We start from the raw sequence: 13,836 nt of genomic DNA, 5'->3' as shown, positions 1-13,836 counted from the left end.
ATATGCTAATAATAACGCAGGCAAAACTTTAAGAGTCAAATTACCGACACCATCATGGCAAAAGGAAAAACCGTGGCCGGAAAAAAAGCCCAGCCCAAGGCTTCCGAACCAACTGGCAACAACCAGATGCGCAGACTTGTTCCGCCTCTGGCCTTTCTGGTTGCTTTGTGCCTGATGGTCGTCTGCTTTTACGACTCCGGCTATACTTCCTTGCCGCCAACGGGCAAGCGCTACGATCTTGCCAAGGCTAATATTGAAACCCTGCGGCAGGATGAAAAACGTTCGGGCCAGCGTGAACCGTGGGAAAATCTGGCTGCGGAGTTTCGCGCCATCTATGATGCCGACCCGGGCTGGCCCAACCGCCCTGCGGCTCTGTTTCGCGCTGCGGAAAGCCTGGAAGAGCTGGCACGCCGCTCGTTTGCCAAGGCTGATGCCCGCAAGGCCATTGAGTGTTATGAAGCTGTCGCCCAGCGCCATGCTGACAGTCGGCTTGCCGATGACGCCCTGTTTCGCGCGGCCAAGCTGCGCGCCGCATGGCTTAAGGACGACAAGGGCGCACTGGCCCTGCTTGAGCGCATCAAAGCCCAGTACCCCAAGGGCGATATGATTCAGGAGGCTCAGGCCCTGGAAAAAACGCTTCAGGCTGCTGCCAATGGGCGCACCGCTCCTGAGGCGCGTCGGGTTTCCAGCACCGATGGCAAGGAACCCAAGGACGAGGCATCTCCCGCAAAGGGGTCTTCTGCCCCCACCCCCAGTACAGCCGCATCTTCCACATCTGGCACCACCGATACGACGGCAGGTCAGCTTGCCAAGGCTTCGGCTTTGCTACCCCTGCCGCAAGCGGAACTTTTGCCCCGTTACCGGGAAGCCAAAGCGAAAATGGATGCCCTGCGCGCCGACAAAGTCCGATCATGCTGGCGTCAGCCCTGGGAAGAACTGACCGCCGAATTTTTGCGCATCTATACCAGCCGTAAAGACTGGGCCATTTCTCCCGGTGCGCTGTTCCGCGCTGCTGCAAGTCAGGAAGCCCTTTCCGACTGTTCACACATTGCAGATGAATACCGTCAGGCGCGGGACCTCTACCTCAAGCTTGCCCAGGAATTTCCCAAGAGCGCCCTGGCTGACGACTCGCTGCTCCGCGCCGCGTCCATTGAGGCAGACCGCCTGAACCAGACCTCAGAAGCTCTGGAACTGCTCGACGCTATTATGGCCCTCTATTCCGGCGGTGATATGGTGGCAGAAGCGCAAACCCTGCGCAACCGCCTCACAGGTGCGCCTGGCGCCACAGCCAGCAAGGCTGGCAATGCGCCGCAGGTTGCCCGCCCGGTGGTTCAGTCCCTTTCCTGGAATTCGCTGAGCAAAAACAGCGTGGAGATTGTTCTTGAGCTGAGCGCCCCGGCCCGCTACACGGCAAAGCTGAACACTGGCAGCGCCAAAGGCAAGAACAAGGCTGAGCAGGCATCTTTACATGTCGCTCTGGAAAATGCCTCTGTGGAAAAGGATATTCGCAAGGGCGTGAATATCAGGGGCAGCCTCTTCAAGGGCATGAGCGTGAGCGACAGCAAGGGTGGCGAAACCGTGCTGCAATTCAATTTTCAGGATGCGCGCCGCTTTGATGCCCGTACAGAAACCAATCCTTGCCGCATTATCCTGCGGGTGGCTGGCGGCAGTACGCAGTTACCCCCTGTCAGCAACGCAAAAGCCGGATTTGCCGATGCGCAACCCGCAGCGGAAAATCCGGCAACGCTGGCTGAAGCCAGCGGCACCCCGCCCGCAACACCACCTTCGCCGCGTCTGGTGCGCGATATGGCCCGCCAGCTCGGCCTGACGGTGCGCACGGTATTCATTGATGCCGGACACGGCGGGCGCGACCCAGGCACCAATCACAACGGAGTGCTGGAGCGCATCGTATCCCTTGACGTGGCCCTGACCCTGGGACGGTTGCTAGAGGCCAATGGCCTGGAGGTTGTCTACAGCCGCACTGCCGACAAGCATATCTCGCTGCGAGAACGCACCACCATGGCCAACGCCGCCGGGGCTGATCTCTTTGTTTCCATCCACGTTAATGCCAATGATGATCCTTCCGTGCAGGGCTTTGAAACGTATTACCTCGATATTGCCAGTAATCCTGAGGCAGCGCGCCTTGCCACCCTTGAAAATGCTGACGGCGACCACCGACTCGGAGATATGCAGAAAATGCTCGCCGATGTCATGCTCAATGCAAGGGTGGACGAATCACGCCATCTGGCGCAAGATATTCAGCGGCTTTCACAGTTCCGTTTGAAGCGCCGCCAGTATGATACAAAGGATAATGGCATCAAATCTGCGCCATTTATTGTTCTGCTTGGCGCACAAATGCCCGCAGTACTTGTGGAAATTGGTTACTGCACCAACAGGGAAGAAGCGGCACGGCTTCTTACGCCCAAATACCGCATGACCCTGGCCGAGGGGCTTGCCGAGGGCATTCTTGCGTACAAGGACAAGCTTCTTAAGCGCAGGACTGTCCAGAATTCCTTGACGCAAGAAGGCGCTGGTGCTATGTGAGGCAAGTAATTTCAACTACGTGTCCCCGGCCTGCATCATAGCAAATGACTGTTCCTTTGGGCGCGTCTGATAATTATAGCTGTTTTTCCAAGTGTATTGAACAGTTGCAAACAGCAGTGGCATCTTCTCTTACGGCGCGCGGGTCATCCCAGTTCCGCAAGGACGACATAACAAATCAGCATTGGGGAAGGAGAACTTTCATGCGCAAGGTTTTGATGACGGCTGTTGCGGTTGGCTTGTTGCTTGCCGGGCAAGTCTATGCTGCAGACGGCGGCGCCGTACCCGCAGCCAAGATCGGTGTTGTTGACATGCAGACCGTGGCGACGCAGAGCGTCCCTGCCCAGGCCGCCAAAACAACAATGGAAAGCAAGTTCGGCACTGAACGTAACGAACTTGAAAAACAGGGCGAAGCGCTGAAGAAAAAGGCCGATGCTCTGAAAAACCCCAAGGCCAGCGAAGAAAAGAAGCTGGACTTCATCCGCTCCAAGCAGGATCTGGATCAGAAGACCCGCAACTTCCTGCGCAAGGTTGAACAGGAAGAAGTGAAGCTTCGCCAGGATATGGTTACCCTGGTTTTCAGCGCCACCTATGAAGTAGCCCGCGCCAAGGGCTTTAACTTTGTGGTGGACGTCACCGCCGGTGGCGTGCTGTACGCCGACCAGTCCATGGATTTGACCCAGGACGTGCTGGCCGAAGTGAACAAGATCTACAAAGAAAAAGCCAACGACAAGAGCGGCAAAAAATAAAGCCCTCAGTCGTTAATTCTCAGGCCTCTCAACCCGGATGGGGCGAGAGGCCTTTTTTCATGCCGCCAACAGGCGGGGAAGAACAACTCATCAGGAGGCCCCCATGCAGGAAACCGCCCCCCAGAATACGGGCATGGACATACAGCGCATTTTGCGCCTGCTGCCGCACCGCTACCCCTTTTTGCTGGTGGACAGGGTTGTGGAATGCGTAGCAGGCTCACACATCCGGGCCTATAAAAATGTTACGTTCAACGAGCCTTTCTTTCAGGGACATTTTCCCGGTGCCCCCATCATGCCCGGCGTGCTCATTCTGGAAGCTCTGGCCCAGACTGGCGGCCTGCTGGCCGTTTCCGGCATGGACAGCCTTGACGACAAGCTCTTTCTCTTCACCGGCCTTGACGGCGTGAAGTTCCGTCGGCAGGTGGTTCCCGGCGACAGGCTTGATCTTGAATGCAGCAACCTGCGCATGAAGCTCAAGCTCTGCAAGATGGAAGCCCGCGCCTTTGTGGACGGCAAACTTGCGGCAGAAGCGCAGATTACCGCCGCCATCGGCGACAGGCCCAAGAGCTAGTTCCACAAAAGTTGACCGCAATATTTAAGGGGAAGGGATTATTAATCCCTTCCCCTTAAATATTTCTGCCCTCCGGCGCAAGGCATCTGCCTACAAGCAGACACGCAACGGAGATTTTTTTACTGCTAGTTGCCCTAAAAGAGCGAAAGACTGTGCAAGGCATCCACCACATCTTCCACTGGCAGCGAATCAAGACAGGTGGTGTGGGGCAGTGGATATTCAAAACCCAGATTGAGATAGGCGTATGGCCCCTTGTGCGGCAAAAGTGCGCGCACATGACGCCCCACCGGCCCCCAGCGCAAGGGATTGGTCGGCCCGTGCAGCCCCACTGTGGGCGCGCCTGCAAGTGCTGCCAGATGCATGGTGCCCGTGTTTACGGAGACTACAGCCGTAGCTCGGCTGAACAGCCAGGCTAGGCCTGCGAGTGATGTTCTGCCCGCAATCGAAATAGCAGGGCACTGAGGATGCGCCCGCAAAAAAGCGTCATTACGCGGGGCATCGGCTGGCGCACCGGTCAGGTAGACCTCAAACCCCTTGCTGCTCAGCAGTCTGGCCAGAGCATCCCAACTGTCGGCGGGCCACTCCTTGAGCCATGCATTGGAGCCTGAGGGCCACATGTGCAGATAAACCCTCTGCGGCAAGGCATCGCCAACTTCACCTGTGGGTTCCAGCCTGCCGCAAAGTTCCTCAGGCAGATCATCCGGAGGCGACTGCGGCAAAAGCAGGCGCGGCGCACCTTGAAGATCCGGGTACAGAGCGCGTCCCAGCTCCATAAAATTTTCCACCTCATGCCTGTCATTGCTGTGGGGCACCTTGGCGTCATAGCCAAAGGCGCGGTGCTGCCCTTCCGTATCAAAGCCCACTGTGGTTCGAGCGTTGGAAAGATTGCTCAATATCGCCCCAAGCCGCGCCCACTGGGTGCTGTCAATGAGCACATCCAGGCGCTGCGCTCTCAGCCATGCAGCCATTGCGGAAACATCTGCCACCGCAAAAGACGCGTACTGGTCAATACCAGGGATCAGGCTGACGGTGGCGGCATTGGCGCGGGACACAAGCAGGGCGACATGCACGTTGGGCAATCTCTCGCGCAAAGCTGTGATCAGCGCTGAAAGCAGCAACAGATCGCCAATGGCCCCCAGACAGATAAAACCCACCCGCTGCGGCGCGGCATCGGGCACAAATTTTTTGCCCAGGCGCGCAACGGCGCTGCATGCCGCCAGGGGTATGCCCGCATAACGATCAAGCAAACGGTTAAGCCTGTTGCCGCGTTCTCCCATCAGTATGCTCCGTACCCGGTTATGACCACAGGAAGCGTTTTGGCCAGTATCCACAAATCCATCCAGACAGACCAGTTGTTGATATAGTAGTGGTCAAAGGCCACGCGCTCGGCATAGGTGGTATTATTACGGCCAGATATCTGCCACAGCCCGGTAATACCAGGGCGCACCATGCAGTATTCTTCATACACCGGGCCGTACTTCTGAATTTCGTTCTGCACAATGGGGCGCGGCCCCACAAGGCTCATATCGCCAATGACCACGTTGAGCAGCTGCGGCAGTTCATCCAGGCTGACCTTGCGCAAAATGCGGCCCACGCGGGTTATGCGCGGATCATGCTTGAGCTTGTGGTCTTTCTCCCACTCCGCTCGCAATTCAGGATCGTGCTCAAGCACTTCTCTGAGCACCATATCGGCCTTGTCCACCATGGTGCGAAACTTGAAAATCCTGATCTCGCGCCCCCCGTTGCCAATACGCCGCTGGCGATAAAACACGGGGCCCTTGCTGTCTATGCGGATAGCTAATGCCAACAGCAAGCCAAAGGGCAGCAACACCACGCCGCCAAGGGCGCAGAGCAGCACATCCATAAACCTTTTGACCCGCAGGCGGCGCTTGTCGCGCAGGTTTTGCCGTACCTGCAAGCCCACGGCAGTGCCAAGGTCGCGCGGCGTCAGCCAGTGCGCGCGGAAGCCATCGTTGAACGAAGGCACAACAAGAATGCGCTCAAAATAACGGCTGGCTTCGGTAATATAGTCAAGGCTCTGCCCCTGATCCGCCTTTTGCAGAATCATGGCCATCGCCTTTGGCTTTGCCTGCGCCGTTTCCGCAAAGAGTTTGCGCACGGCGTCCTCGTTAGTGGGCAAAGAATATATGGCTACCGGGCGCAGCCCGCGCTCGGGGCGGCGCTTGAGGTACCGCCAGAAGTCACGCCCGGCGTTGCCGCTGTCAAAAATTATCAACGGTCTGCCCCACCAGGGGCGGCGCATAAACAGGCGGCGGCAATAGCTGCGCATGAGCGGCAGGGTAAAGACAGTAGCCAGCCAACTGCCCGTAATGACAATCCGGGAATAGGTATCGCCTGCTTTTGAAAGAAAAAGCACGGCCAGAATGATGCCGTACATGAGGCTTGTGAGCTGAAACAAGGCCTTAAGCTCGCGGTGCGGAGGGAGGCTTATGCTTTGATAAAGGCCAAGCCCGGCGGCCATCACTGGCCCCATGAGCAACAAGGGCAATGCCCCGCGATACTGTGAAAAATCCACGTCGCCAAAAGCGGCACGCACAAGAAAAACCACCAGGGCCGTGCCCAGGATGGTGAAAAGATCAGCAAGACAAAGCAGGGTTTTTTGCGGGGAAAGCCCGCAAGCCAGAAGCGCCCTGACCCAGAGGGGATATTGTTTCATGAGGAGCAGCGCTGTGCCAATGGACCGGCACCACGTTTACGCGCGGCAAGCCGCGCTGTTGCTGAGAACACAGATACTCAAACAATGTAATGTTATTCTCTTTCTTCACAAAGCACAATAATCCCCCATGCGATACTGGCAGACCCCGGCGGCCCTGTGACGCGGGCTATCGCCCTTGCGCCTTACACATATTCACGAAATGCTCTCGCTTTCGGGTCGGCAAAGCCGACACCGGCTCGTACATTTCGGGCTGCCCCTGCCCCGGCGGCCCTGTGACGCGGGCTATCGCCCTTGCGTCTTACACATATTCACGAAATGCTCTCGCTTTCGGGTCGGCAAAGCCGACACCGGCTCGTACATTTCGGGCCGCCCTGCCCCGGCGGCCCTGTGACGCGGGCTATCGCCCTTGCGTCACAGTCCTCCTTCTGTTACAGAAAGACCTTGTTTTGCAGTGGCCGCGCGGCGTTGGTAATAAATTCCAACCGCGCAGGTATGCGCGCCAGCCGCCCCGGGCGGCAGTGTCGGCGCATGTCCGTTCTGTCCTTTCCGAGGGGGAAATTGAACATGAAGAAGCTTCTCGTCTGCGCCCTGCTGGCCGCCATACTGGCCGCCGTGCCCGCATTTGCCAAAAAGGCCTATGTGAACGGCATCGACCCCGACTATCCGCCCTTTGCCTACATGGATGAAAAAACTGGCAAGCCCGCTGGTTTTGACGTGGATTCCATGAACTGGATAGCCAAAACCATGGGATTTGAAGTTGTTCACAAGCCCATGGCATGGGACGGCATCATCCCCGCCCTGCTCGCCAAGCAGATCGACATGGTTGACTCCGGCATGAGCATCACCGCAGAGCGCGCCAAGGTTGTGCAGTTCTCCAACCCCTACTGGACGGTTTCGCGCGTGTTTGTTGTGCCCGCCGATTCCAAGCTGACCCCTGCCGATATTCTGAGCAAAAAAATCCAGCTCGGCGTGCAGCGCGGCACCTCTGAAGCCAACGACATCAAAAAAGAGCAGGAAGAAAAGAAATATCCTTTTGAACTGCGCTTTTACGAGTCTTCACCCCTTGCGGTTGAAGACCTCCTCAATGGTCGCATCCAGGCTGCCCTGATGGACGAACTCCCCGCCAACAACGCCATTGAAAATGGCCGCGCCGTCAAAAAGGCCGGCACCCACGGCGAACCCGACAATTTCGGCGTTGCCATGCGCAAAGACGACAAGGAACTGCAGAAGCTGGTGAACGAAGGCTATAAAAAGCTTATGGCCGACCCCTACTGGAAAGAACTGCAGCAGAAATACCTGAGCAAATAACGGACGCGCAAGCGCCCACACGTCAAGCGCGAACCGCCTGCAACCAGACGGTTCGCGCTTGTGCGGAAAAGGCACCCTCCATACATGAATTCATTGCTTGTGGTATACAACGCCCTGCCCTCCATTCTGTCCGGCAGTCTGGTTACGGTGGGCAACGTCACCCTGTCGCTGACAATGGGTCTGCTGCTTGGCGTGCCCATGGCCGTGGCCCAGGTTTATGGCGGCCCATGGCTGCGACGGCTGGTGGCGTTGTATGTTTGGTTTTTCAGAGGTGTGCCCATCTTGGTGCTGCTGTTCCTCTGCTACGGCCTGTTCATCAGCATCGGTATTTCCATTGATCCATTTTTCATCTGCTGCATCGTTCTTGGCAGCACCAGCACGGCCTACCAGTCGCAGATTTTCAGGGGCGCTATCGAAAGCCTGCCCCACGGGCAGCTCAATGCCGCGCGCGCCCTTGGCATGCGCGAAAGCACGGGCATCTGCTCCATTATTTTACCTCAGGCCATGCGGCTCTCCATCCCTGGCTGGGCCAACGAATTTTCTATTCTCCTCAAGGATTCGGCCATCTGCTTTGTGCTCGGTACGCAAGACATCATGGCCCGCACCTCGTTTGTGGCGGCCAGAACGCACGAGCATCTGGCCCTCTACGCCACAGCGGGCGTGCTGTATTTTGTGCTGACGCTGGTGGTGCTGAAACTGTTGCGTCTTCTGGAACAAAAAATCCATGTGCCCGGCTATTCCTCAGGAATCGGCATGGAAGGCATGGGTATGGGATAAGCATGAGCGTGGATCAACAAGCGGTATTGCAGGTCAAAGGCATTTCCAAGATGTTGGGCGGCAAGCCCATTCTGGATAATTGCAGTCTTACGGTTAACCGGGGCGAACTCAAGGTGCTCATCGGGCCTTCCGGCGCGGGCAAGAGCACATTTCTTCAAAGCATCAACTGCCTTATTCCCCCGGATTCCGGCGAGATTTATCTTGAAGGCCAGTTGCTCAACCGCACGGACAAGGCAGCACTCTGCGCCTTTCGCGCCCAGGTTGGCATGATCTTTCAGGATTTCAACCTGTTTGATCACCTCACCGCCGAAGAAAACGTAGCCATAGCCCTCCGCAAGGTGCGCGGCATGTCTGCTGCCGATGCGCGCGCCCGCGCTCAGGAAGAACTTGCCCGTGTGGGCCTTGCCCGCCGCGCAAGCCTGTACCCGGCGCAGCTCTCTGGCGGCCAGAAGCAGCGCGTGGCCATGGCCCGCGCCCTCGCCATGGATCCCAAGGTTATTCTGCTTGATGAGCCGACCTCGGCCCTTGACCCCGAACTTGTGGGCGAAGTGCTTGCCGTTATTCGCGACCTTGCCAGCGGCGGCATGACCATGGTCATGGCAACACATCAGATGGATTTTGCCCGTGCCCTTGCCACCGAGATTATTTTCATGGAACACGGCAAACTCATTGAACAGGGATCGCCCGCAGTGCTGCTGGCCGAAGGGTCAAACACGCGTACCCGCGATTTTTGCCAGCGCCTGCTGGAGATGGGGGCCTAAGTGCTGGACACGGCCTTTTTCAGCAACGAACTGCTGCCAGCCCTGAACCGAGGGCTGCTGGTTTCGATTGCGCTCATTATTCCAGCCGGGAGCCTTGGCTTTGTGGGCGGCGTGCTCCTGGGCTGCGCCCGCGCTTTTGGGCCGCGCTGGCTGCGCCGCCTCGGCAATGGCTACACCTCGCTGATACGCGGTGTGCCACTGGCCGTGCAGCTGATGATGATTTATTACGCTCTGCCCAAGCTTGGCATTTTCTTTTCACCCTTTGGCGCTGCCCTGACCAGTTTCACACTCTGCACAGCCGCCTATCAGTCGGAATACGTGCGGGGAGCGCTGCTTTCCATCAGGCAGGGGCAGGTGCGCGCCGCGCAAGCGCTTGGTTTCAGCCAGTGGCAGACAGTCTCGTGGATCATCATTCCTCAGGCAGCCAGACGCGCTCTGCCCGGCTGCGGCAATGAGATCATCTATCTTATCAAGTACAGTTCGCTGGCCTATCTGGTTACGTGCCTTGAGCTCATGGGCGAAGGCAAGGTTGTTGCCTCTGACACGTTTCGCTTCACTGAGGTCTTTATCGCTGTGGGCGCTTACTATCTGGCAATGGTCACGCTGGCAACGTTTCTGCTGCGCTGGCTTGAAGACAGATACCGTATCCCCGGCTTTGGCGCGCGCTAACGCCGCCGCTTTGACTTTTTTCCATGTCACGAGAAAGGCCCGCTTTACGCGGGCCTTTTAACATTTTCTTGTATCTTTGGGCACATCAGGTGCACCCTGCGCTGGGCATCAATCCTGCCCAAGCTCCTTTTTGAGCCAGGACTTCACTTCGGGCGTGGGTTCGCTTATGCCGCGCCATGAGCCGTGAACCTTGCGATAATCTTCCATCAGCACCTCTGGCAGAGGAACGGTAATCAAATCGTCCGCTCTTTCAGAATTGCGCTTCACAAGCCGGATAACAGGCGGCTCCTGCCAGCTGTCCACCACAAAGTAATGGGATACGTCTTCCTTGGAGCGAACCGGGGGATATTCTGAATGCCAATCGTTATTGCCCCATTCCAGATACATGGTGACGGCGTGTTCAGGGCTGAGGTTCCAGTCTATATTGTAAAGAGAAAAATCCTTCAGGGATGTCATGGCTTCCTCCTTGTGTGCTTGATTTATTAATAACAATTATCGATAAATTACGCAAGAGGCTGGGCCAAGTTTAGCTACTTCTTCCCCGATTGCTCCGCGTCCTTCTTTTTTTGGGCGCGGTCCGCCTCAAGCCTGCGCTGCTGACGAATACGCTCAAGCCGGGTTTGCTGCGCCTGTTCACGCTGCTGGCGCGCCTCTTCAAGCAGACGTTCACGCTTGCGGTCAAATACAATTGTCGTACGCAGGGCCGCAGTTCCCAGAGAAACCATAGTCACAATGAGAATCAGAATTTTCTGGATCGACCACGGCTCGGAGCCGAGAATATCCCGCAGCCAGCCCAAGTGCAGCGTTTCGCCCCAAAAATAGACCACCGGCACCGCAACAAAACAGAGCAGCAATCCCAAGGCCTCCAGCCACATGAACGTTTTGAGCAGGGTAAGCCCAAAAAGAGTACCATCGCGCACCATTCGTAAAAATTGCAGGCGCTTACGCAGACTACGCAGTAGTTCTGCCAGATGGGGCGTTTCGCCCTGAGCGCGCTTGAAGGCCTCGGCCTCCTTGAAGTTGCACGAAAATGCCCGGTTGATGATGCCCGCGCTCTCGTTAAATTCCTGACTGAACTCCCGCAACGCCGCAGGAAAGGGGAACCAGGAGGCTTCATCCCGAATTTCCTGCAAGATATCAAGATAGTACTTGTATCGATTGCGGAGATCTTCAACTTCGCGGGCTATGCAGTCTTCCATTTCCCTTTCGAGGTTGGGCCGCTCAGCCACGACCTTGAGGTAGGCAAGATAGTTGTTGATATTGGCGAGGGTTTCCAGTTCACGCACCTTTTCGCCAAGTTGCAACTGTACAGGATGTTCCGGCGCAAACCAGGCATTGATGCGGGCGCTGATCTCATTGACACGAACCCGGTCTGCATCTGCGCATTTTTTGGCATCTGTCCACAGGTCATACAGGGCGGAGAGGATCAGCAGGCGGCCACGCTCAAGTGCCGGATCGATGAGAACCCTGTTGAAGTACGAGGGTTCCTCACGGATGAGCGTTATAAGCTGATCCAGAATAGGCTCGCAAAAACCCATTTTTACCTGACAGACAATTTCGCGGTACTTGACCTCGCGCCACTGGGGCATGACGCGCCAAATTTGTGAATACTGTTCTATGGCCTGAGAAAACTGCCCTTGTTCTTCTGCCAGACGTGCAAGAAAAAATTCTGTCCAGGCCTGCAAGGCGGGCGACGGCGTTAGCACCGCCGCATTGCGGAACGCCGTTTCCGCCCGGGGGTAGTCGTTACGCTCAATATGCGCAAAAGCCTGCACCATGTGCAGACGCGGATCGCGCTGATGCCGCGAGATTGCCTGGCTTATCTTCTTTTCCATCTCCGACATTTCAGACGGAGTCGTGGTTATGAGCTTGTCCAACAGGTCCCATGCGGGGCTGTCATCCTTGGTGGGGACGGCCTCGTTGGGCTCTGGCTCACGCATGCGGTAAAGCCAGTGCCTCGGCACGTTGCGCAACTGACAGGCAGAATTGATCTCAAGCACGGCGCGCAGCACCACAGCGGCATCGTCTTCGCCGCCAAGCACTGCCCCGTAGCCGCCTGCTCCTTTTTCCGTCAGCGTCATTTCTATGCTGCGGAACCCTTCATTGATGGCTTCAAGATCCAGTTGCCCGATTTTTTCCCACACTTCCTGACTGTTGGAAGCTGGCCCAAAACGCGTGGGACATTCTGACGAATCGTGGCTGTGAATACCACAATAAACGCAGCCCGTTCCAGAAGGGCTGGGCGACGTGAGGCGGCTTGGCATCAGCAGCGCAATAGACCTGCCGCTGAGGCTGTTTTCGTCCAGCATCACGTTGCACCAGCTGTCCATAGCCATCTGCTCGCCGGTAAAGCGCAGATCGCGAACAGTGAAACCCTCGCCCAGCAGATAGGCATTGCGATAGCTCAGGTAGGGGAAATCCGGCATGAGATTATCCCACTGCAAGCCTATTTTTTTGGGCAGATCAGCATTGAAATTCAGATTGTTGCGGTCGGCAACCACGCTTACACAAGGCCAATAGCCCGCTGCTTCGTTTTTTTCCTTGTCAAAGCTGTGCAGATAGTCGCGCATGAAGGTACGCAACATTTGCAGGTTGTCTATGGCAATCATCATGAACGTATTGTCCACGATGGATTTGATCTTGTGCTTTTGCAGCAGGGCTTCTAGCCGCTTGAACATGGACGTCCAGCCGACCTGATAGGCCTTGTCCAGCGGGCTGCCCAAGGGGTGCAGCACGGCAAACCAAGACTGAGTGGAGGCGTATGGCATACGCACGTCAACCGTCATGGAAGCCCAGTCAACACCAGCCATGCCCTGCCGCCCGGAACGGCGCTCAAACGTTATGCCGGGCAGGCCTTTTTTACCCTCGCGGCTCTTGGGATGGATCCAGATTTCAAGGGCATCGGTCACAACGATCTGCTGGGCCTGCAAGGCGCCGTCCAGCAGCAGATTGACCTCGCGCTTGCGCCCGAACTGCAACCGCCCTGGGAACAGTTCAATGGCAACAGGCAATTCATTAAAATTGCCCCACACCATCAGTCGGGCCAAAGCCAGAAAAACGTCGTCAGTAAAGAAGAACCAGATTGACTGCTCTGCTTCTTCACCTACCAGCATGCCGCCATAATTCAGCAGCGTCTGGCCTACGGCGGGGGCGAGTCTGTCGTGCCAGCTCACCCACACCACATGGCCCATGGTGCTCATGCGCACATCAATATTGCCCGGCAGGCGTGAGAGTAACTGCGATAAATGCGCCATGAATAAAATCCTTTATACAAAGGCTGCCATGTTGTAGCCTGAAATGAACGGCGTTGATCTAGCCAATAAAACCAAGGCGGTTTTTATGGACATTAACAAAACTCTTCAGGAACTCAAAGCCCGCCCCGGCTTCGCCGACCACGTGGGTATGATGCTGGTGCACAACGGCGTTGTGCGCGCATGGTCGCGCGGGGATCATGCCCCGGTTACCGCAGTACGCGTTTCACACGACACTGCTAAAATGGACGCCATCTGCCGCGAGATGGAAAAACAGCCGGGAATTTTTGCCATCGTTGCCCAAGCCGAGGAAGGCCTCCTCAAACCGGGCGATGATCTGCTCTTTCTTGTGGTGGCGGGCGACATACGCGAGCACGTTAAAGCCACCTTTGCAGAACTGCTTGACCGTATCAAGGCCGAGGCCGTCATCAAGCAGGAAATTCATGATGCCTGACGCTTTTGCTTCTGTTTGCCTTATCGGCTGACTTGTAAAAAAGGCATGCCCACGGCATGCCTTTTTTCATTGCTGATT

General features: G+C 56.7%; 12 protein-coding genes. 8 read left to right on the top strand and 4 right to left on the bottom strand.

What is annotated here, in order from left to right:
• Nucleotides 1-54 precede the first annotated feature (54 nt).
• The 3 genes from JMF94_RS04270 to fabZ all read left to right on the top strand — a co-directional run bounded on the left by JMF94_RS04270 (nucleotide 55) and on the right by fabZ (nucleotide 3,861).
• On the top strand, nucleotides 55-2,544 hold the full coding sequence (locus tag JMF94_RS04270; protein ID WP_240823927.1) for an N-acetylmuramoyl-L-alanine amidase: 2,490 nt from the start codon (nucleotides 55-57) through the stop codon (nucleotides 2,542-2,544).
• A 200-nt stretch (nucleotides 2,545-2,744) separates the two neighbouring features.
• Nucleotides 2,745-3,290 (top strand): OmpH family outer membrane protein, encoded by a 546-nt coding sequence (locus JMF94_RS04265; protein WP_192112461.1) that lies wholly within the window; start codon nucleotides 2,745-2,747, stop codon nucleotides 3,288-3,290.
• A gap of 103 nt (nucleotides 3,291-3,393) precedes the next feature.
• Nucleotides 3,394-3,861: a 3-hydroxyacyl-ACP dehydratase FabZ gene (fabZ, locus tag JMF94_RS04260; RefSeq protein WP_240823926.1), complete on the top strand. Its 468-nt coding sequence runs from the start codon at nucleotides 3,394-3,396 to the stop codon at nucleotides 3,859-3,861.
• Nucleotides 3,862-3,995: 134 nt separating this feature from the next.
• Here the strand turns inward: fabZ and JMF94_RS04255 are convergent, their stop codons facing one another.
• Both JMF94_RS04255 and wbaP read right to left on the bottom strand, forming a co-directional pair.
• Nucleotides 3,996-5,138, bottom strand: a complete 1,143-nt coding sequence (locus tag JMF94_RS04255; RefSeq protein WP_240823925.1) for a glycosyltransferase family 9 protein — start codon at nucleotides 5,136-5,138, stop codon at nucleotides 3,996-3,998.
• A complete protein-coding gene (wbaP, locus tag JMF94_RS04250; RefSeq protein ID WP_240823924.1) occupies nucleotides 5,138-6,538 on the bottom strand; it encodes an undecaprenyl-phosphate galactose phosphotransferase WbaP in 1,401 nt (466 codons plus the stop codon). Before wbaP ends, JMF94_RS04255 begins: the two co-directional genes overlap by 1 nt.
• Before the next feature lie 564 nt (nucleotides 6,539-7,102).
• Between wbaP and JMF94_RS04245 the strand changes: the two genes are divergently transcribed.
• From JMF94_RS04245 to JMF94_RS04230, 4 genes are all read left to right on the top strand, one after another.
• The gene (locus JMF94_RS04245; protein WP_240823923.1) at nucleotides 7,103-7,846 is read left to right on the top strand and encodes an ABC transporter substrate-binding protein; all 744 of its coding nucleotides are present in this window, start codon (nucleotides 7,103-7,105) and stop codon (nucleotides 7,844-7,846) included.
• 84 nt (nucleotides 7,847-7,930) lie between these two features.
• On the top strand, nucleotides 7,931-8,623 hold the full coding sequence (locus JMF94_RS04240) for an amino acid ABC transporter permease (protein ID WP_192112457.1): 693 nt from the start codon (nucleotides 7,931-7,933) through the stop codon (nucleotides 8,621-8,623).
• 2 nt (nucleotides 8,624-8,625) lie between these two features.
• Nucleotides 8,626-9,384, top strand: coding sequence for an amino acid ABC transporter ATP-binding protein (locus JMF94_RS04235; protein ID WP_022657985.1), 759 nt, complete (start codon nucleotides 8,626-8,628; stop codon nucleotides 9,382-9,384).
• The gene (locus JMF94_RS04230) at nucleotides 9,385-10,053 is read left to right on the top strand and encodes an amino acid ABC transporter permease (protein WP_240823922.1); all 669 of its coding nucleotides are present in this window, start codon (nucleotides 9,385-9,387) and stop codon (nucleotides 10,051-10,053) included.
• A gap of 108 nt (nucleotides 10,054-10,161) precedes the next feature.
• Here the strand turns inward: JMF94_RS04230 and JMF94_RS04225 are convergent, their stop codons facing one another.
• Nucleotides 10,162-10,509, bottom strand: a complete 348-nt coding sequence (locus JMF94_RS04225) for a DVU0772 family protein (RefSeq protein WP_240823921.1) — start codon at nucleotides 10,507-10,509, stop codon at nucleotides 10,162-10,164.
• 74 nt (nucleotides 10,510-10,583) lie between these two features.
• Nucleotides 10,584-13,307: a hypothetical protein gene (locus JMF94_RS04220; RefSeq protein ID WP_240823920.1), complete on the bottom strand. Its 2,724-nt coding sequence runs from the start codon at nucleotides 13,305-13,307 to the stop codon at nucleotides 10,584-10,586.
• Nucleotides 13,308-13,392: 85 nt separating this feature from the next.
• Here JMF94_RS04220 and JMF94_RS04215 point away from each other — a divergent pair, with 85 nt between their 5' ends.
• Nucleotides 13,393-13,758, top strand: a complete 366-nt coding sequence (locus JMF94_RS04215; RefSeq protein ID WP_227118567.1) for a molybdenum cofactor biosynthesis protein MoaE — start codon at nucleotides 13,393-13,395, stop codon at nucleotides 13,756-13,758.
• The last annotated feature ends 78 nt before the right edge of the window (nucleotides 13,759-13,836 follow it).

It is taken from the genome of Desulfovibrio sp. UIB00 (genome assembly GCF_022508225.1).
Taxonomy (GTDB): Bacteria; Desulfobacterota; Desulfovibrionia; order Desulfovibrionales; family Desulfovibrionaceae; genus Desulfovibrio.
Note: the sequence above shows the minus strand (reverse complement) of the source record. Positions and strands in the feature narration are given on the sequence as shown.